The sequence below is a fragment of the Sulfitobacter sp. M85 genome, assembly GCF_029285915.1.
Classification (GTDB): Bacteria; Pseudomonadota; Alphaproteobacteria; order Rhodobacterales; family Rhodobacteraceae; genus Sulfitobacter; species Sulfitobacter faviae.
Map to the genome: position 1 here is coordinate 378,451 of NZ_JABECQ010000001.1, position 20,587 is coordinate 399,037.

20 protein-coding genes are annotated in these 20,587 nt (G+C 62.8%); 7 read left to right on the plus strand and 13 right to left on the minus strand.

What is annotated here, in order from left to right:
• Positions 1 to 22 precede the first annotated feature (22 nt).
• Together rho and HKX24_RS01925 are read right to left on the minus strand one after the other, a co-directional pair.
• Positions 23 to 1,294, minus strand: coding sequence for a transcription termination factor Rho (gene rho, locus HKX24_RS01920; protein WP_067267859.1), 1,272 nt, complete (start codon positions 1,292 to 1,294; stop codon positions 23 to 25).
• 124 nt (positions 1,295 to 1,418) lie between these two features.
• A complete protein-coding gene (locus tag HKX24_RS01925; RefSeq protein WP_271692675.1) occupies positions 1,419 to 1,868 on the minus strand; it encodes a CopD family protein in 450 nt (149 codons plus the stop codon).
• Positions 1,869 to 2,274: 406 nt separating this feature from the next.
• Between HKX24_RS01925 and HKX24_RS01930 the strand changes: the two genes are divergently transcribed.
• From HKX24_RS01930 to dnaQ, 4 genes are read left to right on the plus strand one after another with little or no spacing between them, the layout of a single operon-like run.
• Complete coding sequence (locus HKX24_RS01930) at positions 2,275 to 2,874, plus strand: nucleoside triphosphate pyrophosphatase (protein ID WP_271692676.1); 600 nt, start codon at positions 2,275 to 2,277, stop codon at positions 2,872 to 2,874.
• Entirely contained in the window at positions 2,871 to 3,704 is an 834-nt protein-coding gene (locus HKX24_RS01935; protein WP_271692677.1) for a shikimate dehydrogenase, read from the plus strand. The genes HKX24_RS01930 and HKX24_RS01935 overlap by 4 nt, the downstream gene beginning before the upstream one ends.
• Positions 3,701 to 4,294: a dephospho-CoA kinase gene (gene coaE, locus HKX24_RS01940; protein WP_271693870.1), complete on the plus strand. Its 594-nt coding sequence runs from the start codon at positions 3,701 to 3,703 to the stop codon at positions 4,292 to 4,294. Before HKX24_RS01935 ends, coaE begins: the two co-directional genes overlap by 4 nt.
• On the plus strand, positions 4,287 to 4,976 hold the full coding sequence (gene dnaQ / locus HKX24_RS01945; RefSeq protein WP_271688639.1) for a DNA polymerase III subunit epsilon: 690 nt from the start codon (positions 4,287 to 4,289) through the stop codon (positions 4,974 to 4,976). Before coaE ends, dnaQ begins: the two co-directional genes overlap by 8 nt.
• A 3-nt stretch (positions 4,977 to 4,979) precedes the next feature.
• On the opposite strand, the gene secB is transcribed toward dnaQ, so the two are convergent.
• Both secB and HKX24_RS01955 read right to left on the minus strand, forming a co-directional pair.
• Positions 4,980 to 5,462: a protein-export chaperone SecB gene (gene secB, locus HKX24_RS01950; protein WP_067267736.1), complete on the minus strand. Its 483-nt coding sequence runs from the start codon at positions 5,460 to 5,462 to the stop codon at positions 4,980 to 4,982.
• Positions 5,463 to 5,527: 65 nt separating this feature from the next.
• Entirely contained in the window at positions 5,528 to 6,025 is a 498-nt protein-coding gene (locus tag HKX24_RS01955; protein WP_209216911.1) for an FxsA family protein, read from the minus strand.
• Between the two features lie 104 nt (positions 6,026 to 6,129).
• Between HKX24_RS01955 and HKX24_RS01960 the strand changes: the two genes are divergently transcribed.
• From HKX24_RS01960 to HKX24_RS01970, 3 genes are read left to right on the plus strand one after another with little or no spacing between them, the layout of a single operon-like run.
• A complete protein-coding gene (locus HKX24_RS01960; RefSeq protein ID WP_271692678.1) occupies positions 6,130 to 6,789 on the plus strand; it encodes a Tim44/TimA family putative adaptor protein in 660 nt (219 codons plus the stop codon).
• Positions 6,790 to 6,830: 41 nt separating this feature from the next.
• On the plus strand, positions 6,831 to 7,823 hold the full coding sequence (locus HKX24_RS01965; RefSeq protein ID WP_271692679.1) for an MltA domain-containing protein: 993 nt from the start codon (positions 6,831 to 6,833) through the stop codon (positions 7,821 to 7,823).
• Positions 7,820 to 8,404, plus strand: coding sequence for a Smr/MutS family protein (locus HKX24_RS01970; RefSeq protein WP_271692680.1), 585 nt, complete (start codon positions 7,820 to 7,822; stop codon positions 8,402 to 8,404). Before HKX24_RS01965 ends, HKX24_RS01970 begins: the two co-directional genes overlap by 4 nt.
• Here HKX24_RS01970 and HKX24_RS01975 read toward each other — a convergent pair.
• The 9 genes from HKX24_RS01975 to tsaE all read right to left on the minus strand — a co-directional run bounded on the left by HKX24_RS01975 (position 8,401) and on the right by tsaE (position 20,537).
• On the minus strand, positions 8,401 to 9,618 hold the full coding sequence (locus HKX24_RS01975; protein WP_271692681.1) for an MFS transporter: 1,218 nt from the start codon (positions 9,616 to 9,618) through the stop codon (positions 8,401 to 8,403). The genes HKX24_RS01970 and HKX24_RS01975 overlap by 4 nt on opposite strands.
• 38 nt (positions 9,619 to 9,656) lie before the next feature.
• Entirely contained in the window at positions 9,657 to 10,958 is a 1,302-nt protein-coding gene (gene hslU, locus HKX24_RS01980) for an ATP-dependent protease ATPase subunit HslU (RefSeq protein ID WP_271692682.1), read from the minus strand.
• Positions 10,955 to 11,515 (minus strand): ATP-dependent protease subunit HslV, encoded by a 561-nt coding sequence (hslV, locus tag HKX24_RS01985; RefSeq protein WP_271692683.1) that lies wholly within the window; start codon positions 11,513 to 11,515, stop codon positions 10,955 to 10,957. Before hslV ends, hslU begins: the two co-directional genes overlap by 4 nt.
• A gap of 198 nt (positions 11,516 to 11,713) precedes the next feature.
• Positions 11,714 to 12,034: a thioredoxin gene (gene trxA, locus HKX24_RS01990; protein ID WP_007118424.1), complete on the minus strand. Its 321-nt coding sequence runs from the start codon at positions 12,032 to 12,034 to the stop codon at positions 11,714 to 11,716.
• A gap of 36 nt (positions 12,035 to 12,070) precedes the next feature.
• Positions 12,071 to 15,442: a double-strand break repair helicase AddA gene (addA, locus tag HKX24_RS01995; RefSeq protein ID WP_271692684.1), complete on the minus strand. Its 3,372-nt coding sequence runs from the start codon at positions 15,440 to 15,442 to the stop codon at positions 12,071 to 12,073.
• Positions 15,439 to 18,396: a double-strand break repair protein AddB gene (gene addB, locus HKX24_RS02000; RefSeq protein WP_271693871.1), complete on the minus strand. Its 2,958-nt coding sequence runs from the start codon at positions 18,394 to 18,396 to the stop codon at positions 15,439 to 15,441. The genes addA and addB overlap by 4 nt, the downstream gene beginning before the upstream one ends.
• Positions 18,389 to 19,081 (minus strand): nucleotidyltransferase family protein, encoded by a 693-nt coding sequence (locus HKX24_RS02005; protein ID WP_271692685.1) that lies wholly within the window; start codon positions 19,079 to 19,081, stop codon positions 18,389 to 18,391. The genes addB and HKX24_RS02005 overlap by 8 nt, the downstream gene beginning before the upstream one ends.
• On the minus strand, positions 19,054 to 20,067 hold the full coding sequence (locus HKX24_RS02010; RefSeq protein ID WP_276153830.1) for a phosphotransferase: 1,014 nt from the start codon (positions 20,065 to 20,067) through the stop codon (positions 19,054 to 19,056). The genes HKX24_RS02005 and HKX24_RS02010 overlap by 28 nt, the downstream gene beginning before the upstream one ends.
• Positions 20,064 to 20,537 (minus strand): tRNA (adenosine(37)-N6)-threonylcarbamoyltransferase complex ATPase subunit type 1 TsaE, encoded by a 474-nt coding sequence (tsaE, locus tag HKX24_RS02015; RefSeq protein WP_271692687.1) that lies wholly within the window; start codon positions 20,535 to 20,537, stop codon positions 20,064 to 20,066. Before tsaE ends, HKX24_RS02010 begins: the two co-directional genes overlap by 4 nt.
• Positions 20,538 to 20,587: the final 50 nt, after the last annotated feature.

The following is a 20,587-nucleotide window of genomic DNA, read 5'->3' on the forward strand; positions in this document are numbered from 1 at the left end:
CCTATTGTTATTACTTAATAACTCAGGTGTTCATGGAGTCGAAGAAGTCAGAATTCGACTTGGTTTGCTTGAGCTTGCCGAGCAGGAATTCGATGGCGTCGGTGGTGCCCATCGGGTTGAGGATGCGGCGCAGGACGAAGGTTTTCTGCAGGTCCACCTTGTCGACCAGAAGATCCTCCTTCCGGGTGCCGGACTTGAGGATGTCGATCGCCGGGAAAACGCGCTTGTCGGCGATCTTGCGGTCCAGCACGATCTCGGAGTTGCCGGTGCCCTTGAACTCTTCAAAGATCACCTCGTCCATGCGGCTGCCGGTGTCGATCAGCGCGGTGGCGATAATGGTGAGCGAGCCTCCCTCTTCGATGTTCCGCGCGGCCCCGAAGAAACGCTTCGGGCGTTGCAGGGCATTAGCGTCGACACCACCGGTCAGGACCTTGCCCGAGGACGGCACCACGGTATTGAAGGCGCGACCCAGACGGGTGATCGAATCGAGCAGGATAACAACGTCGCGCTTGTGCTCGACGAGGCGCTTGGCCTTTTCGATGACCATCTCGGAGACGGCGACGTGGCGCGTGGCCGGCTCGTCAAAGGTGGAGGAGACGACCTCCCCCTTCACCGACCGCTGCATGTCGGTGACTTCCTCGGGCCGTTCGTCGATCAGCAGGACGATCAGGTAGCACTCCGGGTGGTTTTTCTCGATGCTGTTAGCGATGTTTTGCAGCAGCACGGTCTTACCGGTGCGCGGCGGGGCCACGATCAGCGAGCGCTGGCCCTTACCGATGGGCGAGACCAGATCGATGATCCGCGCGGAGCGGTCCTTGATCGTGGGGTCATCAACCTCCATCGTCAGACGCTCGTCGGGGTAAAGCGGCGTGAGGTTCTCGAAGGCAACCTTGTGGCGCGCCTTCTCGGGCGCCTCGAAGTTGATCTTGGTGACCTCGGTCAGCGCGAAATAGCGTTCGGTGTCATCGGGCGCCTTGATCAGCCCCTCGATAGTGTCCCCGGTGCGCAGCGACCATTTGCGGATCATGTCGGGCGAGACGTAGATGTCATCGGGGCCCGGCAGGTAGTTCGCTTCGGGAGAGCGCAGAAAACCGAATCCGTCTTGCAGCACTTCCAACACGCCGTCGCCCGAGATCTCCCAACCGTCATCCGCACGTTCGCGGAGAATCTGGAACATCATCTCGCCTTTACGCATGGTCGAGGCGTTTTCGATCTCCAGCTCTTCGGCCATGGCGAGCAGGTTTTTCGGCGTCTGCGCCTTGAGATCAGCGAGGTTCAGCGTTTCGGTTGTCATGGAGCATCCTGTTCAGCCGCAGCAGAATGCGGGCTGGTCGATCATTTGAATGTGGCAAGCAGAAACCGCCCCGGACGGGACAGTGGCGCAGATATAGGCGGCAGCGCGGCTTGAGTCAATTGCCTCAGAATTTCACGACCACTGAGAAGACGATCACGATCATCAGCAGTGTCGGCACTTCGTTCAAAAGCCGGAACTGACGGCCCGTGACGGTACTGTCGCCGCTTTCGACGGATTTGACCTGTTTTTTCAGCCAAACATGGAAAACCGTCATGGCGATGACACTGGCCCCCTTGGTCCATGGCCAGATCATCGTCCAATCCACGATTCCGGGCGTCAGAACGAGGGCGAGGCCGAAAACCCATGTCGCCATCATCGCAGGCCGCATGATGAACTGAGCGAGCTTGAATTCCATCATCGCGAAAGTCTTGTGCATCCGCCCGCCGGAGCCCGCCTGTTCGACATGATGCACGAAGAGCCGCGGTAGGTAGAAGAGCGCCGCCATCCAACTGATGACCGACACGATATGGAGCGCTTTGATCCATGGATAAGCGAGGCTGAGAAGATCGAACATGGGGAAGGCTCCGGTGTGCGTGCTTCTTTCTTAATAAATAAGAAAAGAGAAAAGATGTAGTTGATTGTAGGGCGCCTGAATCCTGTGGATTAATGATTTATACCGCCGCTTATCAACAGGTGAACAAACTTCGCGGCCCCCTGTGGATAAGCTGGCCCCGATTCGCGAATATTAAATTTTCTCAGTATCTTGCTAGCGTATTTTCCGGGGGACAAAATGTATCAAAGCGGGGATAACCGGTGAAGTCTCGTGGTTATACGCACAAGCGGCTTATCCCTATTCATCGGGGTGGGAATCGGCGACAAAAACCGCGACTCGGGGCGAGATCTGCGGGCTTGTGCTGTCAACTTTTATCTCGCAGAACAAATCCTCAAGATTTGCGCCAGATCATCACAGGGTTATCCACATGCCGCAGAAAATCATCCTCGCCTCCGGCTCGGAGATCCGGGCGCAGCTCTTGGCGCAGGCCGCGATCCCGCATGAGGTGATCCCAGCCAAGATCGACGAAGAGATGATAACTGCCGCGCTGCGGGCCGAAGAGGCCAAGCCGCGCGACATCGCCGATACCTTGGCCGAGATGAAAGCCCGAAAAGTGAGCGAGCGACACCCCGGCGCGCTGGTTCTGGGCTGCGATCAGGTGTTGGAACATCGCGGAGAGATGCTGCACAAGCCGCATGATCAGGACGAGGCGATAGCGCAGCTTCACCGGCTCCGCGGGGATCGGCATTCGTTGCTCTCTGCCGCCGTACTTTATGAAAACGGTGAACCGCTCTGGCGGCACGTAGGTCAGGTGCGGCTGCGTATGCGCGAGGCCAGCGACGCCTATATAGAAGACTACGTCGCGCGAAACTGGGAGAGCATTCGCCACGCGGTGGGCTGCTACAAGCTGGAAGAGAAAGGTGTGCGGCTCTTCACCCAGATTGAGGGGGATTACTTTCACGTCCTCGGTATGCCATTTCTTGAACTGCTGAATTTCCTGACGCTGCGCGGAGACCTCACGACATGAGCCTGCCCAAAATCCCCCTCGCCGGTGTGATCGGATCGCCCATCGCGCATTCCAAATCCCCGCAGTTGCATCGCCATTGGCTGGAGACCTATGGCATCGCCGGGCATTATGTGCCGCTTGATGTCGCCCCCGATGATCTGGAAGAGGTGCTGAGAACGCTGCCCAAGATGGGCTTTGTTGGGGTGAACCTGACGATCCCCCATAAAGAAGCGGTGATGGAGATTGCGGATCTCATCACTGACCGGGCCACTCTGATCGGCGCGGCCAATACGTTGATCTTTCGCGCCGATGGCAAGATTCATGCGGATAATACGGATGGCTACGGCTTCATCGAGAATCTCAAGGCCGGTGCGCCGGATTGGGATCCGAAGGCCGGACCGGCGGCGGTCTTGGGCGCGGGGGGCGCGGCGCGGGCGGTTGTCTCCTCGCTTTTGGATGCTGGCGTGCCTGAGATCTGCCTGTCAAACCGCACCCGCGTCCGGGCGGAGCAGTTGCAGCGCGATTTCGGCGGCCGGGTTAAAGTCGTCGATTGGGTGCAGGCGGGCAATATGATCGATCACGCCAGTTTGTTGGTGAACACCACATCGCTTGGCATGATCGGCAAAGGCGCCTTGCGGGTGCCGCTGGATGGGCTGCGCCCCGGCACCGTGGTGACGGATCTCGTTTACGCTCCGCTGCGCACCCATCTGCTTGAAACGGCTGAGAATATGGGCTGCGTCACGGTCGACGGGCTGGGCATGTTGTTGCATCAGGCGGTCCCGGCGTTCGAGCGTTGGTTCGGCCAGCGGCCCGAGGTCGACCGCGCCACGCGAACGGCGGTGCTGCGCTGATGTTCCACCTCGGGCTCACCGGCTCCATCGGCATGGGCAAATCGACCACGGCAAAGATGTTTGCCGAGGAAGGCTGCGCTGTATGGGATGCCGACGCGGCGGTGCACCGGCTTTATGCCCCGGGCGGGGCTGCCGTGGCGCCGATGCAGGCGGCTTTCCTGGAGGCTATCGAGGGCGGTGGCGTCTCTCGTGCCGCGTTGAAAGAGGTCATCGCCGCCGATCCGACCGCCCTGCCCCGGATCGAAGCCATCGTGCATCCGCTGGTGGCCGAAGACCGGGCGACGTTTTTGGCGCAGGCGGATAGCGACATTGCCGTGCTGGACATTCCGCTGCTGTTCGAGACCGGCGGCGAGGCTGCGATGGACGCGGTGGCCTGCGTGTCGATCCCGGCAGAGGTCCAGCGCGACCGGGTACTGGCGCGCGGCACGATGACAGAGGCGCAATTCGACGCCATCCGCGCCAAGCAGATGCCCGCCGAAGAGAAGTGCGCCCGCTCGGACTATGTGATAGTGACCGACACGCTCGACCATGCCCGCGCGCAGGTGCGGGCGGTGATCCGCGACATCAGGGAAAGACTGCGCCATGCGTGAAATCGTGCTCGATACTGAAACCACCGGCTTTGACCCCGAAAGCGGCGACCGTATCGTCGAGATCGGCGCGGTCGAGCTGATGAACCACATGGCCACGGGCGAGACCTATCACCAATATATCAATCCCGAACGCTCCATGCCCGAGGAAGCCTTTCAGGTGCACGGGCTGGGCGATGACTTTTTGCGCGACAAGCCCAAGTTCGCGCAGATCGGGCGGCAGTTTCTGGATTTCATTGGCGATTCCAAGCTGATCATCCACAACGCGGCCTTCGACATCAAATTCCTGAATGCTGAGCTGCGCTGGATGGGCCTGCCGCAGATCCCGTGGGAACAAGCGCTCGACACGCTGGAGATTGCGCGCAAACGCTTTCCGGGCTCACCCGCTTCGCTCGACGCGCTCTGCCGTCGCTTTGGCATCGACAACACCTCGCGGACGCTGCACGGCGCCTTGCTCGACAGTGAGATCTTGGCCGAAGTCTATCTGGAACTGATTGGGGGGCGGCAGCCGGACTTCGCGCTGTCCTCGGCGCCGGAGCGCAAGACGGGCGAGCCGGAGACGCGCTGGACCCCGAAACCGCGGCCCACGCCCCTGCCCTCGCGTCTGACAGAGGCCGAAGCCGCCGCCCATGCCGAATTTGTCGGTAAACTGGGCGACGACGCGCTGTGGAAACAGCTTGGCTGACGCTTAAGCGTCGGCTTTTGGCGGGTTTTCGGCCTGACGGCGTGCCACTTCGTTGCGATAGAGCGACAGGAAGTCGATGTTCTCAAGGTTCAGCGGCGGGAAGCCACCGTCACGGGTCACGTCGCTGACGATGCGGCGCAGGAAGGGGAAGATCATGCGCGGGCATTCGATCAGCAGATAGGGGTGCATCTGCTCTTCCGGCACGTTTTCGACTTGGAAGATACCGACATAGTCGATTTCCAGCACGAAAAGCGTCGCGTCGCCGTCTTTCGCTTTAGAGGTGATGTTCAGCTTGATCGCGGTTTCATACTGGTTCTCGCCCGAACGCTTTTTCGCGTCGAGGTTGACCTGAACCTGCACGTCGGGCTGCACATCCGCCGGGGCACCCTTCTGCGCCATGATGTTCTCGAACGACATGTCGCGGATGAACTGGCCCAGCACGCGCATCTGCGGCTGCTTAGGTTGTGCGGTTTCGTTTTCTGCCATTTTCTGTGTCCTGTTGTGGTGAATTTCTTAAATCTACCCGGACTTAACAGGTCGGCACGGGCCGCTCAATCCTTAGTCCAGCCCGAGGGGCCTTTGGTCTGGCGCGGCTGTTCGGGGATTTCGTGAAAATCCCCGTCGATCACATCACCGCGCGGATCGCCGCGGCGTTGCGGCCCGGGCCGCGGCCCCATGCCGCCGGGGGTGCCAAAGCTTTGGACCTTCACCCGGTCGCGGATCGCGCGATAGGCGGCGGCGCGAAAGCGTGGCACCAGAAAGGCAAAGCCTACGGCATCGGTGAAGAACCCCGGCGTCAGCAGCAGCGCGCCGGAAAACAGGATCATCGCGCCATGCACCAAAGGCTCGGTCGGGTCGCGCAAGTCATTAAAGGAACTGCGCAACTGTCCAAGCGCCAGCGCACCCTGAGACCGCACCAACCATGTACCCAAAAGGGCGGTCAAAACCACCACGGCCAGCGTCCAGCCAAGGCCGATGGCGCCACCGACTTGGATGAAAAGCGTGATCTCGATCAGAGGCACGGCGATAAATGCGATCAATAGCCACATGCGGCGGGGTCCTTTCGCTGGGGGCAGAGTGGACTTGCCCCGGTCGAACACCTACATAAGAGCTTAACTCGCATGTTTCCATGCCACCCCTGAATGAGGTTTCGATGAATTCTCCCCTGATACAGCTTCTGGTGCTTGCCGGTATCGCCGTATTCCTGATCCTGCGGCTGAAAAACGTGCTTGGCACGCGTGAGGGTTTTGAAAAGCCCCCGGTGACCGATCAAACGCCAAGCCCGCGCAGCGGCCCCGCGTTTGAAGTGATCGAAGGTGGCCCGGATCTCGATATCACTGACCACGTTCCCGCAGACAGCCCCTCGGGCAAGGCCTTGGCCGAGATGAAGCGGGTCGAGCCGTCCTTTGGCGTTAACGATTTCCTGCAAGGCGCGCGCGGCGCTTATGAGATGATCGTCATGGGCTATGAGCGGGGCGATTTGGCCGAAATTCAGCCGTTTCTGGCTGATGACGTCTATGAAAGCTTTGTTGACGGCGTCGCCGCGCGGGAGGACCAAGGTCTAACGATCGAGGCGACTTTCATCGGCGTGCGCGAGATGGAACTGATCGACGCCAAGATGGACGAGACCACGAAAGAAGCCGAACTCACCATCCGCTTCGTCGGCGAGCTGACCTCGGAGGTTCGCAACCGCGAGGGCGAGATTGTCGAGGGCAGCAGCACCGAAATCAAACGCCAAAAAGATACATGGGTCTTCGCTCGTGTCATGGGCTCGGACGATCCGAATTGGCTGTTGGTTTCCACAGACGGGTAGCGCGTGCGCTTGGCGCTCTTGCGCTGTTGGGCGGTGTGTCGATGAACACGCCGTCAGCAGCAGAGGTGCATTATACTGTCATGGATTTCGACCAGCTTGAGGGCTGGGCCGAAGATGACCACGCCTCCGCCTTCGAGGTTTTCACCAGCACCTGCGGCGACATGAAAGATGTCGATTGGCGCGCGCTCTGTAAGCTGGCAAAGGATGGACCCGACCCGCGGCAGTTTTTCGAATTGTTCTTTCGCCCCGTTCTGATGGAAGACGGCAAAGACGCGCTTTTCACCGGGTATTTCGAACCTGAGTTGGACGGCGATCTCTACCCCTCTGCCCGGTTTCAATACCCCATCTACGCCATGCCCCCCGAGGCCGAGCAGATCCGCCCCTGGCTCACCAGGCGCGAGATCCTAGATGGCGACGTGATGCGCGACCGCGGGCTTGAGATCGCTTGGGTCGATGACCCGGTTGAGCTTTTCTTTCTGCAAATTCAGGGCTCTGGCCGTATTCGCCTGCCCGATGGCAGCTATCTGCGGGTGGGTTACCGCGGCGCGAATGGCCATGATTACCGCTCGGTCGGGGTCGAATTGGTGCGGCGCGGGGTCTATGAGGCGCATCAGGTCAGCGCCGATGTCATCAAGAACTGGGTGCGCCGCAACCCCGAAGATGGCCGCGAATTGCTCTATCACAACCCGTCTTACGTCTTTTTCCGCGAAGTCAGCCGCGTGCCCGCCGATAAGGGGCCGCTGGGGGCGATGAACCGGTCTATCACCGCCATGCGCAGCATCGCGGTTGACCCGTCGCATGTGCCGCTCGGCGCGCCGGTCTGGATTGAGAAAGACGGGAATAAACCTCTGCGCCGTCTGATGGTCGCGCAGGATACAGGCTCGGCTATCAAGGGCGCGCAGCGTGCGGATGTGTTCTTTGGCACTGGCGACAAAGCGGGCCGCGCGGCGGGACGTCTGCGCGATCCGGGGCGGATGGTGGTCTTGATGCCAATCCAACGCGCCTATGCTTTCCTGCCGGAGAGCGCGATATGAAACGGCGCCGCTTGAACGAAGACGATCTCGAACTTTGGCGCCGGGTGACCGAGCGGACCGAGGAGCTGGAGCTGAACAAGCTTTTCACGCCCGAGATCGACGCGCCCCCCCCTGCCCCGCCACAAGTTCGGCGGGCCAAGATCGCCTTGCAGGGCAACAAACCGCAGCCATCCATGAAAAAGCGGGGCAACGACCTGCGCCCGACATTGGCCGAGCAGATGAAGGCCGCGCCGGTTCAGATGGACAACAAGGCCTATGGCAAGCTCAAACGCGGCAAACTGCGCCCCGAAGGCCGGATCGATTTGCATGGCATGACGCTTGATCGGGCGCATCCTGCCCTGAACGGCTTCATTATGGATGCCCATGCGCGCGGCAAGCGGTTGGTGCTGGTCATCACCGGCAAGGGCAAACGCCGCGACGACGGTGGCCCGATCCCCGTGCGCGATGGGGTGCTGCGCCATCAGGTGCCCCAGTGGCTGTCTATGCCACCGCTCAGCAGTCTCGTGCTACAGGTCGCGCAGGCCCACGTCAGCCACGGCGGCGGCGGGGCCTATTACGTCTACCTACGGCGCAACCGCTAGCTGTGCAGCAGCGGTTTGTAGCGCGCAATCGCCCATGCGGCCAAGCCTGCGGCAATCAGATAGTAAAGCGCGATGGGCAGCATCTGCTGCGGGAAATCGACGCCGAGGTCGATGAACAGCCCCGTCACCCCCGGCCCGATGGCCGAACCAAAGACCATCAGCGCCGCCGCCACCGCCTTGATCGACCCGACGTGGCGGGTGCCGAAATACTCGGCCCAAAAGGCTGCGGGCGCGGTGGATTGCATCCCCTGCCCCATGCCAAAAATAAGCAAGCCGATCCCGGCCATCCAGAGCGTGTCGGCATAGGCGAGCACCGCGAATGACAGGGCAAAGGGCAACATCATCACCGGCACAACGCGGCTGACGCCGAAACGGTCGATTGCCCAGCCCGAGAGGAAGGTCGAGGCCACCGCCGAGATTGTATAGACCGGCATCAAAGCCACGAATTCGACCAAGGCCCATCCCTTCACTTGGGTCAGATGCACCTGCTGAAAGAACAGGGCCGTGCCCCATGCCGCGGGGCCGATGGCCAGCGGGATGATCATCCAGAAGAGACCCGAGCGGAACATCTCGGCCCGGGTCCAATGCCGCCCTCTCATACCCGCGCGCTGCGCCTGATCGGCCATGCTTTGCGGGGTGCGCTCTTGCCGCAGCAGCATTTGGATCACCGGGATCGTCAGCAGCACCAGCACCGCGGCCAGCACCCAAAGGCTGCGCCAGTGAAAGCTGGCGAAAAGCGCCACGAAGATCACCGGCAAAAATGCCTGACCAGCGGCGAAACCCATTGAGGATAGCGAAAGCGCCTTGCCACGCGAGGCCTCAAACCAGCGCACCATGGCGACCTGCCCAAGCTGAGACATCATCCCCTGCCCGGTCAGCCGCAATGCGTAGATGACAAAGATCAGCGCAATCCAATTCGGCACCGCCGCCATCGCCAAACAGGCGCCCGCCAGCGCCAGCATCACGCCAAGGGCCAGCACCCGCACGCGAAAGCGGTCCGTCAGCACCCCGGCCCAGACCATGGTGATGGCCGACAACGTCGTGCCGATGGTATAGATGCCGCCCCACTGGCCGTCGCTGAGGCCAAAGTCGCCTTTCACCGCCCCCGCAAAGAGCGAGATAAAATAGGTTTGCCCATAGGACGAGGTGAAGGTCAGCAGGAAACCGGCCAGCAGAAACAGCCAGTTGCGCCGCAGAAATGAGAGGTATTCCATGCCCCTTTCTTCGCCGGGGCATGGAGGAAAGGAAAGCCCTAAAGAACGTAGCGGCTGAGATCGGTGGAGCGGGTCAATTCGCCAAGGTTCTTTTCAACGAAATCCGCATCGACGGTGATCTCTTGCCCCGAGCGATCAGGCGCGTCGAAGGAGACTTCTTCGAAGACCCGTTCCATCACCGTATAAAGCCGCCGCGCACCGATGTTCTCAACCGAGGTGTTGACCTCTGCCGCGATCTTGGCCAGCGCCGCGATGCCCTCTTCGGTGAAGGTCACGGTCAGTTCCTCGGTCCCCATCAGGGCGGTGTACTGCCGGGTAAGCGCATTGTCGGTCTCGGTCAGGATGCGGACGAAATCATCCTCGGTCAGCGCCCGCAGTTCGACGCGGATCGGCAGACGGCCCTGCAATTCGGGCAAAAGGTCCGAAGGCTTGGCGATATGGAACGCGCCTGAGGCGATGAAGAGGATGTGGTCGGTCTTCACCGGGCCATATTTCGTCGAGACCACAGTGCCTTCGATCAGCGGCAGCAGGTCGCGCTGCACCCCCTCGCGGGAAACATCGCCACCGCGCGCGTCAGAACGGGCGCAGACCTTGTCGATCTCATCAAGGAAGACGATGCCGTTCTGCTCGACCGCTTCAATGGCGGCGCGGTTCACGGCTTCGTCGTCGAGCAGCTTGTCTGCCTCTTCGCCCACCAGCACGTCATAGCTATCGGCCACGGCCATGCGTTTCTTGGTGGTGCGCCCGCCCATGGCTTTACCGAAAATATCGCCGAGGTTCATCATCCCCATGCCTTGCTGGCCGGGAATGTCCATCATCGGGAAGGTGCTGGAGGTATCGGCGACCTCAAGCTCGATCATCGTGTCATCAAGTTCGCCTGCGCGTAGTTTCTTGCGGAACATCTCGCGCGTGCCGTCGCGGGCATCGGTGCCGGCGATGGCGTCGATGACACGGTCCTCGGCGGCCTGTTCGGCCTTGGCTTTAACGTCTTCGCGCATGAACTCGCGGGTCATGGCGATAGAGCTGTCCACGAGATCGCGGATGATCTGTTCCACGTCGCGGCCGACATAGCCGACTTCCGTGAATTTCGTCGCCTCAATTTTAATGAAGGGCGCGCGGGCGAGCTTCGCCAAGCGGCGGCTGATCTCGGTCTTGCCGACGCCGGTGGGGCCGATCATCAGGATGTTCTTTGGGTAGACTTCATCGCGCAGGTCATCGCTCAGCTGTTTGCGGCGCCAGCGGTTGCGCAGGGCCACGGCCACGGCGCGTTTGGCGTCGTTCTGGCCGATGATATAGCGGTCCAGTTCGGATACGATCTCGCGGGGGGTCAGGTCGGTCATGCGGTGATTTTCTCCACGGTGAGTTTGCCGTTGGTGTAGACGCAGATGTCGGCGGCGATCGCCATGGCATCACGGGCAATGGTTTCGGCGTCCCGGTCGCTGTCCATCATGCCGCGCGCGGCGGCGAGGGCATAGTTCCCGCCCGATCCGATGGCGGCGACCTCATGCTCCGGCTCCAGCACATCGCCCGCGCCGGTGATGACCAACAGGTCTTTGCCGTCGCTCACGATCAGCATCGCTTCGAGCTTTTGCAGGTATTTATCGGTGCGCCAGTCCTTGGCCAATTCGACACTGGCACGGGCCAATTGACCCGGTGTCGCTTCCAATTTGGCCTCCAGCCGTTCCAGCAGGGTAAAGGCATCCGCGGTGGAGCCCGCAAACCCCGCCACCACGTCATAGCCGCCGGGGCTGAGCTTGCGCACCTTGCGCGCGGTGCCTTTGATCACGGTCTGGCCAAGGCTGACCTGTCCGTCACCGGCAATCACCACTTCGCCGCCTTTTTTGACGCCAATGATCGTGGTCCCGTGCCAACCGGGGAAATCGTCGTTCTGTGCCATGGGGCCTCCTGTCGCTTGGCGCTCTATATGGCCCCCGTGGCAGGGCAGGACAAGGGCAGCGCCGGTTGCGCGCGAAGCAGAGGCGACGCTTATGAGGCAGGGGCACGCTTGCGGTGCAGTGGCCAGCGGCTTTGCCCAAATGAAAAGGGCGCCCCGAAGGACGCCCGTTTTCGTAACTCAATGCCTAAGGCGTTGGCCTTAGATGGATTCTTCGATCCAGCTTTGCAGGGCCGCTTTTGGGCGCGCACCGGCGAGGTTGGACACGACCTGCCCGTCCTTGAAGATGAACAGCGCCGGGATACCGCGCACGCCGACTTGGGCGGGCGAGTTCGGGTTCTCGTCGACGTTGACTTTGACGATCTTCACGCGACCGTTCATTTCATCCGACAGCTCTTCCAGCGAAGGGCCGATCTGTTTGCACGGGCCGCACCATTCGGCCCAGAAATCGACCAGAACCGGAATGTCCGAATTTTTGACTTCGGCGTCGAAAGTGTCGTCGGTGACTGCGACGGTTGCCATGATGCTCTCCTGACAGGAATGGGTTGAGGCCTGAACCTATGAATGCGCGGCAGTGGCGTCAAGATATGGCAGGGCACGCAGGGCATTTGTCACGATATCGTTGGGTAACACCATAAGCGCGGGGGTGGCAGTCCATAGAATGGCCGTCTCGATCCGCCGATCCGGGTAGATCTGGCGCAGCATATGGGCATAGGCCCCCATCTGGCGCAGCAGCCCGTCGGGGCAGGCCTCAGCCGTGCCGGGGACCACGCGGTTGGTCTTGAAATCGACAGCAAGGATGCGATCCTCGGCGATCACCAAACGGTCGATCGTGCCATGCAGGCGCTGGTCTCCGAGGCTGCCGGTCACGGGCACTTCGGCGAGGGTTGTCTCAGCGAACAGCGGGGCGAGGGCAGGGGTGTTCAGCACCGCTTCCGCCTCATCTTCCGCGCGGGCGATCATCTCGGCGGGGTGTGTGCGGGCCAACCGCTCCAGAAAGATCTCCCGTGCATCCGGCCCCATCAGTGGCAGATGTTCCAGCAGTTCATGGACCAGCGTGCCATAGCTCAACGCGGTGTCCATATCGAGCCCGGCCTCACCCGCGAGCGCCTTGGCTCCGCCGAGATCCGAGGGCGACAGGGTCTTGTCCTCCCCCTTGGGGGAGGGGGCGGAGCGGGTGAAAACAGGGTCTAACGTGGGCGTTGTTACGGTTTTCTCAGGCGTCTCTATGATGTCGAGCGCATCCCAATCGCCCTGTTGATAGCGCAGCGTGCCATCGTCGCCCAAAGGCTCGGCCCGGAGCCTGGCCAGAGCGGCTGCGGTGATCTGATACCAAGAGGATTCATCTTTCGACAATTCCCCTGCCGCGGCCACGATCAGCCATTTCTCGGCCCGCGTCATGGCGACATAGAACAGGCGAAGCCGCTCTTGCAGCGCGGCCTCTTTCATCTCGTCTAGCCGCGCGCGCATGGGCTGGGGCATATCATCTGCCGGGGCTTTCCAGACGGGGGTGCCGTCAACGGTGATGATCTCATCCTTGATCGTCACATCGCGCCGCCCGGTGTCGGGCAGGATCACGATTGGCGCTTCCAGACCCTTGGCACCATGCACCGTCATCACCCGGATCTGGTTCGACGCGCTGTCGATCTGACGTTTGATTTCCAGATCATCGGTCTGCATCCATTGCAGGAACCCGGTCAGGCTGGGCACCGTGCCGCGCTCGTAAGACAGCGCTTGGCTCAACATCGCGTTGATCCCATCCTCGGCCTCTGGCCCCAGCCGCGCGAGCAGTTTGCGGCGCCCATCGTGGCGGGTGAGAATGCGTTCGATCAGATCGTAGGGGCGCAGGTAATCGACCTGCCCGCGCAGGTCGCGCAGCACGGCGAGGGTGGCGGCGTGGGCCTCGGTCTGGTTGCGCAGCGCTTGCCAGAGGTGATCCTCCTTACGGTAATGGGCGAGGGTGAAAAGCTCTTGTTCCGACCAGCCGAAAAGTGGCGATTTCAGCGCGGTGGCAAGCGATAGATCGTCGTCCGGCGTGGCGAGGAACGACAGGATCGCCGCCAGATCGCGCACCGCCAGTTCGGCCCCAACCTTGAGCCTGTCGGCCCCGGCGATGGGCAGTTCCGCCGCCTTGCAGGCGCGGATGATCTCGGAAAACAGGGCCGAGCGGCGCTGCACGAGGATCAGAAAATCCCCCGGTTGGATGCGCCGCCGGGCCAAGCCGCCCTTGCTGTCATCGGGGAGGTAATGTTCCTCGGTCGTCAACTCCTTGATGCGCCGTGCGATGCGTTCGGCCAGTTGCACCGTGTGATGCCGCGCGCTGCGGCGGTCGACGGGATCGGTCCAATCGCCCTCCTCGTCAGGGCCAGCCTTTTCGATGAAAGGCCAAAGATCGACGCGGCCGGGCAGGCGATCTTTGAAGGCCATATGGCCGTCATTGGTAAAGCCGGTCTGGATCGCGGGGTCGAAAACCCCATCGACCGCTTGCAAAATCGCCGAAGAGGAGCGGAAGGAATAGGCAAGACTGCGGCGCTGGAAAAACTGGCCCGCCTCACCGATCTTCTGTTCGAATGTCGTGCCTTTGCGGTCCAGCTCTTCGGGGTCCGCGCCTTGGAAAGAGTAGATCGACTGCTTCTTATCGCCCACGACGAAGAGCGTGCGATCGACCTCGTTACGCGCCCCGGCGCCGGAGTAAAATTCATCTGTCAGCCGTTCGATCACGTCCCATTGCCGGGGCGAGGTGTCCTGCGCCTCGTCGACAAGGATATGGTCGATGCCGCCGTCGATGCGGAACAACACCCAAGCGGCCACGGCCTTGTCGGTCAGCAAGGCGCGGGCTTTGAGGATCAGATCGTCAAAGTCGAGCCAGCCGCGTTTTTGTTTCTCATCCGCGTAGCGTTCAAGAAAGCGGGCCGCGAAACGGTGGAGCACATAGGATTTGCGCGCCGCCTTCAGCGCCAGCCGCGCTTCGCGGGCGTCTTCGACGCGCTGCATCAATTGCTCAAGCTGCGGCATCTGTTCGGCAATGACCTTTTGCGTCGGCTTGGTCGGGAAACTGCCGATTTTGGCGGTGAAGGGCGCCTTGGCGCCGCTGCCGGTCAGAAGGATGTTTTCAAGCTGGGGCAGGGCGGACAGATCATAGCGGTCGATCTCTTGCAGCGCCGCGCCCGCCTTGCCGTCATTGCCGCCTTTGGCCAGCAGATGGGGGATGATCTCGGCCATCATCGCCGCTTCGCTGCCAAGGAAGACTGAAGCCGCGATTTTGTCTTCGGTCAGGTCTTCGGGCTGGGCGAAAAGCGCTAGGATCTCGGCCCAAGAGCGGGGCGTGGTGAAGGCATCGCGTTGGCCCACGATGCTGCGGGTAAGGCTGGCGAAATCTTCGCCCGTGTAGTGCCGCGCGATCTCGGCGACCAGCGGGGCGTCTTCGCCTTCGGCCATCTCATCGACGATCTCGGCCCGCAGCAGATCGGCGGCGCGGTCTTCGATCTCGGTGAATTGCGGGCTGACCTGCGCCTCCAGCGGGAAGCGGCGCAGAAGGGCCGCGCAGAAAGAGTGGATGGTCTGAATTTTCAGCCCGCCGGGCGTTTCAATCGCGCGGGCAAAAAGGGTGCGGGCATCGCGCAGTTGCTCGGGCGCCAATTCGCCCTGCACGCCAAGATCGGCCAAGGCGCTGCGCAGTGCCGCGTCTTTCAGCATGGCCCATTCGCCCAAGCGTTTGAAGAGGCGGTTCTGCATCTCCGAGGCCGCCGCCTTGGTATAGGTCAGGCAAAGGATGTGTTGCGGCTCCACGTCGTCGAGCAGCAGCCGCGCCACGCGGTCGGTCAGCACGCGGGTCTTGCCTGAGCCCGCATTCGCGGTCAGCCAAGTGGAGGCATCGGGCCGGGCCGCTTCGATCTGGGCGCGGGTGGCATCGTTGAAATCACGCATCATTCCAGATCCTCCGGTCGGGCGGGGCTGGTGCCATCCCATTCCCCGAACCGCGCCAGTTGGTCAAAGTTTCCGGCAAAGGCATCGCTTTGTACCATCCGCCGCGCGGTAAAGCCCTGCCCCTCATCGAGGTAGCGCGAGAGCAGCGCGTGCAGACCGGCCAGCACCTCTTGCGGGTTTTCCTCCTCCAGCGGGGCGGGGACTTCGACCGGTTTCGACCCTAGACCGATAAAGGCGGCATGGGCCACATGGGCCACGCCCACCTCGGGAAAACCGCCCCGTTCGACCATCGCCGCTTCGATCAAGAGTTGTTTGTCAAACAGCCGCTGCTCTTTTTTGCCGGGCGGCGTGCCGGTTTTGTAGTCGTAAATCAGCACATCGCCGTCATCGGTCTGGTCGATCCGGTCGGCAAAGCCGCTGAGGGTAAAGCCGAGGTCGGCAAAGGTGTAGCTGCCCCGCGCGCCCTGTTCAAAAGCGACGGGGCTGGAGAACTCGGCGCGTTGGCTTTCGCGGGCGATGAACCAATCGGCGATCCGGTCGATGCGGGCCAGCCACATGGCGCGGGCGGCGGGCCAGGGGGCTTCTTCCTCCAGCACCTCGGCGGCCACTTGCATCAGCGTGTCGCGGGTCAACCGCGCAGGATCGCGGGCCACCAGTTTGACGAAATCCTCCATGATGCGGTGCAGGACGATGCCGCGCACCGGCGCGTCGGGCGATTGCACCAGCGGGTTGATCGGGCGCAGTTTCAGGCTGTGTTTGGCATAGATCGCGTAAGAATCGCGGATCAGCGTCTTGATCTCGGTCACTGACAGCTTGCGGGGGCGCGCCGCGCGCGGCGGGCGGGGCGAGGGGCGCGTGGCCGGGGCGGTCCGCTCTACCGCTTCCAAAGCACGCACCTGATCCAGCCAGCGGTTGCCACGCTGCTGCATGGCCTTCCACGCCTCCGGCCCGCCGGTGTCGCCCAAGCCGCCCAGCAGATTGCCCAAGCGGTTCAGCCAGCGTGACGGCACCATCTCGGCCTCGTCCGAGCGGATCGCGCGGGTGATCCAAACCTCGGGGCTGGCGAAGGCCTGTTGATAGTCATGCGCCGACAGGCCGATGCGCCGTTCGGGGAGCAGCAGCCCGGCTTTCTCGCGCATCTGACGGTTGAGCCATGGATCGGGCGGCGGCGCTTCGGGCCATGTGCCTTCGTTCAAGCCGCCAAGGATGACCAGCTCGGCCCCCTGCACCCGCGCCTCCATCGTGCCCCAGATCATGATATCGGGATGCGGGGTATCGGCCTCGCGCACCTCTTCTTGCGCCAAGAGCGCGCCCAAGAGATCGGCATAATCGGCGGCGTTCATCGCCCCGCCGTGGGCTGCATGTTCCGTGAGGTTCGCCATCACCGCCTCGGCCGCGATGCCTGCGCCCTGCTGCCAAAGCAGGTGGTCGGGATCGGCGGGTTGCCCGGCGGCGATCCTTTCGGCCAGCGCCAGATGTGCGGCGACGCATTCGGGCAGGGGCCGCTCTCCGGGGGTGGCATGGCCGGGAAAAACCTCACCCAGCCAAGCGACCCAATCGCGGAACCCGCTGGGGTCTTCCATCCGTTTCGCGGCGCGCTCTGCAATCTCGGCCAAGCCTTCGGCGTCGGGGTAGGGCAGCCCATGGCGGCGGATCTCAGCCTCCAAGCGCTGGGTATAAAGCTGGTGGAAATTCCGCCCCGCGCCGCTGTGGGTCAGCGGGTGTTTCAGCAGGGTCAGCAGCGCTTCGGCATCCAATTTTCGGACGAACAGCGCCGCCACATGGCGCAAGAACCGCCCCGGCGGGGAGAGTTGCAGCGGCATCCCGGCGCTGTCGTCGGGCAGAATGTTCCACCGGTCGAGCGCTGCGGTGACCTGCCGGGTGAGCATCCGGTCGGGGGTGATCAAGGCGGCCTTCACACCATCCTCGGCAGCTTGGCGCAGGCGCAGCGCGATGGCCAAAGCCTCGACCCGGGGGGTGGGCGCTTCGATTAGGGTAATGTCGGCGGTGGCACCTTGCAGGTTTTCCAGCTTGGGCCCTTCGTTCAGCCAAGCATGGGTGACGGGCGCAGGCCGAAGCGAGAGCGACACCAGCTTGTTACGGGCGGCGGATACCGGAGGCATCTCGCACCACGGCGCGACCGCGCCACGCGCCACGTCGAGCATATTCATCAGCTTGCGGAAGCGGTATTGCGGGTGATCCTCGGCCAGAAGCGCCTGATCCAACTCGTTCCAAACGGCGGTTGGCATCTCGAAATCGAACCCCGGCAGGATGATCGCGCCCTGCGGCAGGCGGGCCACGGCCTCCATCAACAACGCGGTGGTCCCGCGCGAGCCGGTGGACCCGGCAAGGATCACCGGGTGCTGCGGTGGCGCGTCTTGCCAGCGGGCGATGATCCGGGCGACCAGCTGCCGTCGCCGTGCCTCGGCATCCGGGCGGGTGGTGGTTTGGCCCAGATAGTCATGCGCGATGGCGAGGAACCGCTGCGCCCGCTCCCAATGGGCAGAGAGGTTGCCGACGTCTAGCCCGGCCACGGTCTCGGGCGAGACGCCTTCGCCCTGCATTTCGTCGATCAGCCCCGCCAGACTGTCCGACAGCGCATAGAGCGAGGCGCGCGGCGCGAGATCGGGTGCGGCATCCAGCAGGCGCGACACGAGTTGAATGAGTTCCAGCCGCCGTTGCAGCGGCGGTGTCGGGGCGGGCAGCGCAATGCCGGGGGCCAATGCATCAAGGTCGGTGATCAGCCGGATGCGCGGCAGAAATCCTGCCGGACCCGCGTCGAAATCATGGCGTAGCCGACGCGCCATGCGGTTGGTGTTGACCAGCAACTCGACACGGGCCATCGCCTCGGGCGGGCCATTCTCCAACCGGTCGCACAGCCCGCGCACCAATCCGCGCGGGAAATCGACACCGGGGGCAAGGCCAAAGACGCGGGGGCTGTCCTGCGGCTCAAACATCGGCACCTGCCAAAAGGCTTTCGGCAAGGGGAATGCCGCCGGGGTGCCCCACATCGCACCAGCGCCCGCTATAGGGCAGGCCAAACAGCGTCCCGCGTGCCAGCATCATGTCCCACAACAGGTTGAGCGAGAATGCCTCGGCTTCGATATCGGCCAGCAGATCGGTCTTGATGATCTGCACCCCGCCATAGACCTCGCCCGGCCCCCGTTGCAGGCGGCCATCCGCGGCGCGGGTAAAGTCGCCCGTGCCGCCATGGCCAAGGGTGTTCTCCAACGGCACGGTCATCAAAAGCGCGTCCATCCGTGCCGGATCCCATGCGTTGCGGAGCATTTCGAGCGGGTTCGCCCCAGCCCAAATTGCGTCACTGTTCATGGTGAAAACCGGTCCCGACCCCAGCAGCGGCAACGCGTTGCGCAGCCCGCCGCCGGTGTCGAGGATCTGGGGCGCTTCGATCACCGTTTGCACATCCTGCGCTTTCAGATGTGCCTTTAGCTGGTCGGGGAGGTAGTGCAGGTTCGCCACGATCCGCGCAGGGGATATCCCGCGGGCAAGGTCGAGCGCATGGTCAATCAAGGGGCGGCCCGCGACTGGCACCATGGGCTTGGGTTGGTTCTGGGTGAGATGTTTCATACGTGTGCCGAACCCGGCCGCGAACATCATGATGGCGTCGGGATTGTCGCGCATTGGCTTTTCAGTTGCTCCAGAAATTCGGGGGTCGGCGGGGGCAGCACGCCTGCGATTGCCTCCGCCACATCGGCAAGCGCGGGATGGCGCAGGTTATGTTGCAGATGCTGCCAGACGCGGGGGATCAGATCGACGTAATGCGGTTTGCCATCGCGCAGAGAGAGGCGCGCAAAGATCCCCAAGATGCGCAGATAGCGCTGGGCGCCGAGTAGCGCATAGGCGCGGCGGAAGGGGGTTTCCGCCTGTCCGGTTTGGGCAAGGTAATCGTCGATGATCTGCGCCTCCACCGCCCGGGGCACATCGCGGCGGGCGTCTTGCAGGATCGAGACGAGATCATAGGCCGGGTGGCCGAGCAGCGCGTCCTGAAAATCCAGCAAACCGACCCGCGCCGCCCCTTCGCGCTCTGGCAGCCAAAGCAGGTTCTCGGCGTGATAATCGCGCAGGATCACGACCTTCGGGCTGTCATCCAACGCTGCGGCGAGGGGGCGGAAAGCCTGCGCGAAAGCGGCGTTTGCGCTCTGCCCGCCTGTGGGGGCGTAAAAGTCGAAGGCGGGGGAGGCCATATCGGTCAGCCAATCGGCATCGCAAATCGGCAGTTCCGGCAGGGGGGCCGCGTGCAGTTTGACCAAAACGTCAGCAGCCGCGCGGTAGAGGGGGAGTTCCCGAGCCGGATCCGCCGCCATGAGCCGCGCAAAGAGGTCATCGCCAAGGTCTTCGATCAGCAGCAGACCGTTGTCATTGTCCGCATGGTAAATCTCGGGCGCGCTGAGGCCACAGCCTGCCAGATGCGCCGCGACATGACGAAAGGGTCGCACGTCTTCACCGCGTTCCGGTGGGGCGTCCATCAAGATGGCGCGCGCTCCATTCGCTTTGCGCAACCGGTCATAGCGCCGGTTGGAGGCATCGCCCGCCAGCAGCTTGCGGGAGGCTTCGGCCCAGCCCGCGGTTTGCAAAAAACCTTCGATCAATGCGGCGCGTTCGGTCATTTGCGCCACGCGGCTAGCTTCTCGGCCCAATCGCCGCCGGACCATTCTGCGGTCAGCCTGCGGCTGTCTTCTTCGGTGCCGGGGCTAAGGCTGATCTCTAGGGCATCGGCTGGGGCGAGCGGGCCCAGCCGATCCGGCCATTCCACCAGACAGATCGCATCGTGAAAGGCGCCGATCAGCCCGAGCTCCTCAATCTCATGAGTGGAGGTCAGCCGGTAGAGATCGGCGTGCCAGATCGCGCTGCTTGCCGTGTCATAGGTCTGCACCAAGGTGAAGGTGGGCGAGGGGATATCCTCGGGGTGGTCGAGCAATTCGGTGATCAGCGCGCGGGCGAAATGGGTCTTGCCCGCGCCGACATCGCCGCTGAGCAGGATGATATCGCCGGGAGACAGGCGGCGGGCCAGTTGCCGGGCGCGCTCAGCGGTGTCATCGGGGCCGCTGAGCAGGAGGGAAAGGGTATCGTCGGACATGCCCCATGCTTAGCGTCCGGACGCGCAGCCGCAAGATTAAAGCGGCTGGG

Excerpts from the sequence above, each read along its gene's own strand:
- rho (WP_067267859.1), bottom strand. The coding sequence starts at position 1,294 with ATGACAACCGAAACGCTGAACCTCGCTGATCTCAAGGCGCAGACGCCG.
- HKX24_RS01925 (WP_271692675.1), bottom strand. The coding sequence starts at position 1,868 with ATGTTCGATCTTCTCAGCCTCGCTTATCCATGGATCAAAGCGCTCCAT.
- HKX24_RS01930 (WP_271692676.1), top strand. The coding sequence starts at position 2,275 with ATGCCGCAGAAAATCATCCTCGCCTCCGGCTCGGAGATCCGGGCGCAG.
- HKX24_RS01935 (WP_271692677.1), top strand. The coding sequence starts at position 2,871 with ATGAGCCTGCCCAAAATCCCCCTCGCCGGTGTGATCGGATCGCCCATC.
- dnaQ (WP_271688639.1), top strand. The coding sequence starts at position 4,287 with ATGCGTGAAATCGTGCTCGATACTGAAACCACCGGCTTTGACCCCGAA.
- secB (WP_067267736.1), bottom strand. The coding sequence starts at position 5,462 with ATGGCAGAAAACGAAACCGCACAACCTAAGCAGCCGCAGATGCGCGTG.
- HKX24_RS01955 (WP_209216911.1), bottom strand. The coding sequence starts at position 6,025 with ATGTGGCTATTGATCGCATTTATCGCCGTGCCTCTGATCGAGATCACG.
- HKX24_RS01960 (WP_271692678.1), top strand. The coding sequence starts at position 6,130 with ATGAATTCTCCCCTGATACAGCTTCTGGTGCTTGCCGGTATCGCCGTA.
- HKX24_RS01965 (WP_271692679.1), top strand. The coding sequence starts at position 6,831 with ATGAACACGCCGTCAGCAGCAGAGGTGCATTATACTGTCATGGATTTC.
- HKX24_RS01970 (WP_271692680.1), top strand. The coding sequence starts at position 7,820 with ATGAAACGGCGCCGCTTGAACGAAGACGATCTCGAACTTTGGCGCCGG.
- HKX24_RS01975 (WP_271692681.1), bottom strand. The coding sequence starts at position 9,618 with ATGGAATACCTCTCATTTCTGCGGCGCAACTGGCTGTTTCTGCTGGCC.
- hslU (WP_271692682.1), bottom strand. The coding sequence starts at position 10,958 with ATGACCGACCTGACCCCCCGCGAGATCGTATCCGAACTGGACCGCTAT.
- hslV (WP_271692683.1), bottom strand. The coding sequence starts at position 11,515 with ATGGCACAGAACGACGATTTCCCCGGTTGGCACGGGACCACGATCATT.
- trxA (WP_007118424.1), bottom strand. The coding sequence starts at position 12,034 with ATGGCAACCGTCGCAGTCACCGACGACACTTTCGACGCCGAAGTCAAA.
- addA (WP_271692684.1), bottom strand. The coding sequence starts at position 15,442 with ATGATGCGTGATTTCAACGATGCCACCCGCGCCCAGATCGAAGCGGCC.
- addB (WP_271693871.1), bottom strand. The coding sequence starts at position 18,396 with ATGTTTGAGCCGCAGGACAGCCCCCGCGTCTTTGGCCTTGCCCCCGGT.
- HKX24_RS02005 (WP_271692685.1), bottom strand. The coding sequence starts at position 19,081 with ATGCGCGACAATCCCGACGCCATCATGATGTTCGCGGCCGGGTTCGGC.
- HKX24_RS02010 (WP_276153830.1), bottom strand. The coding sequence starts at position 20,067 with ATGACCGAACGCGCCGCATTGATCGAAGGTTTTTTGCAAACCGCGGGC.
- tsaE (WP_271692687.1), bottom strand. The coding sequence starts at position 20,537 with ATGTCCGACGATACCCTTTCCCTCCTGCTCAGCGGCCCCGATGACACC.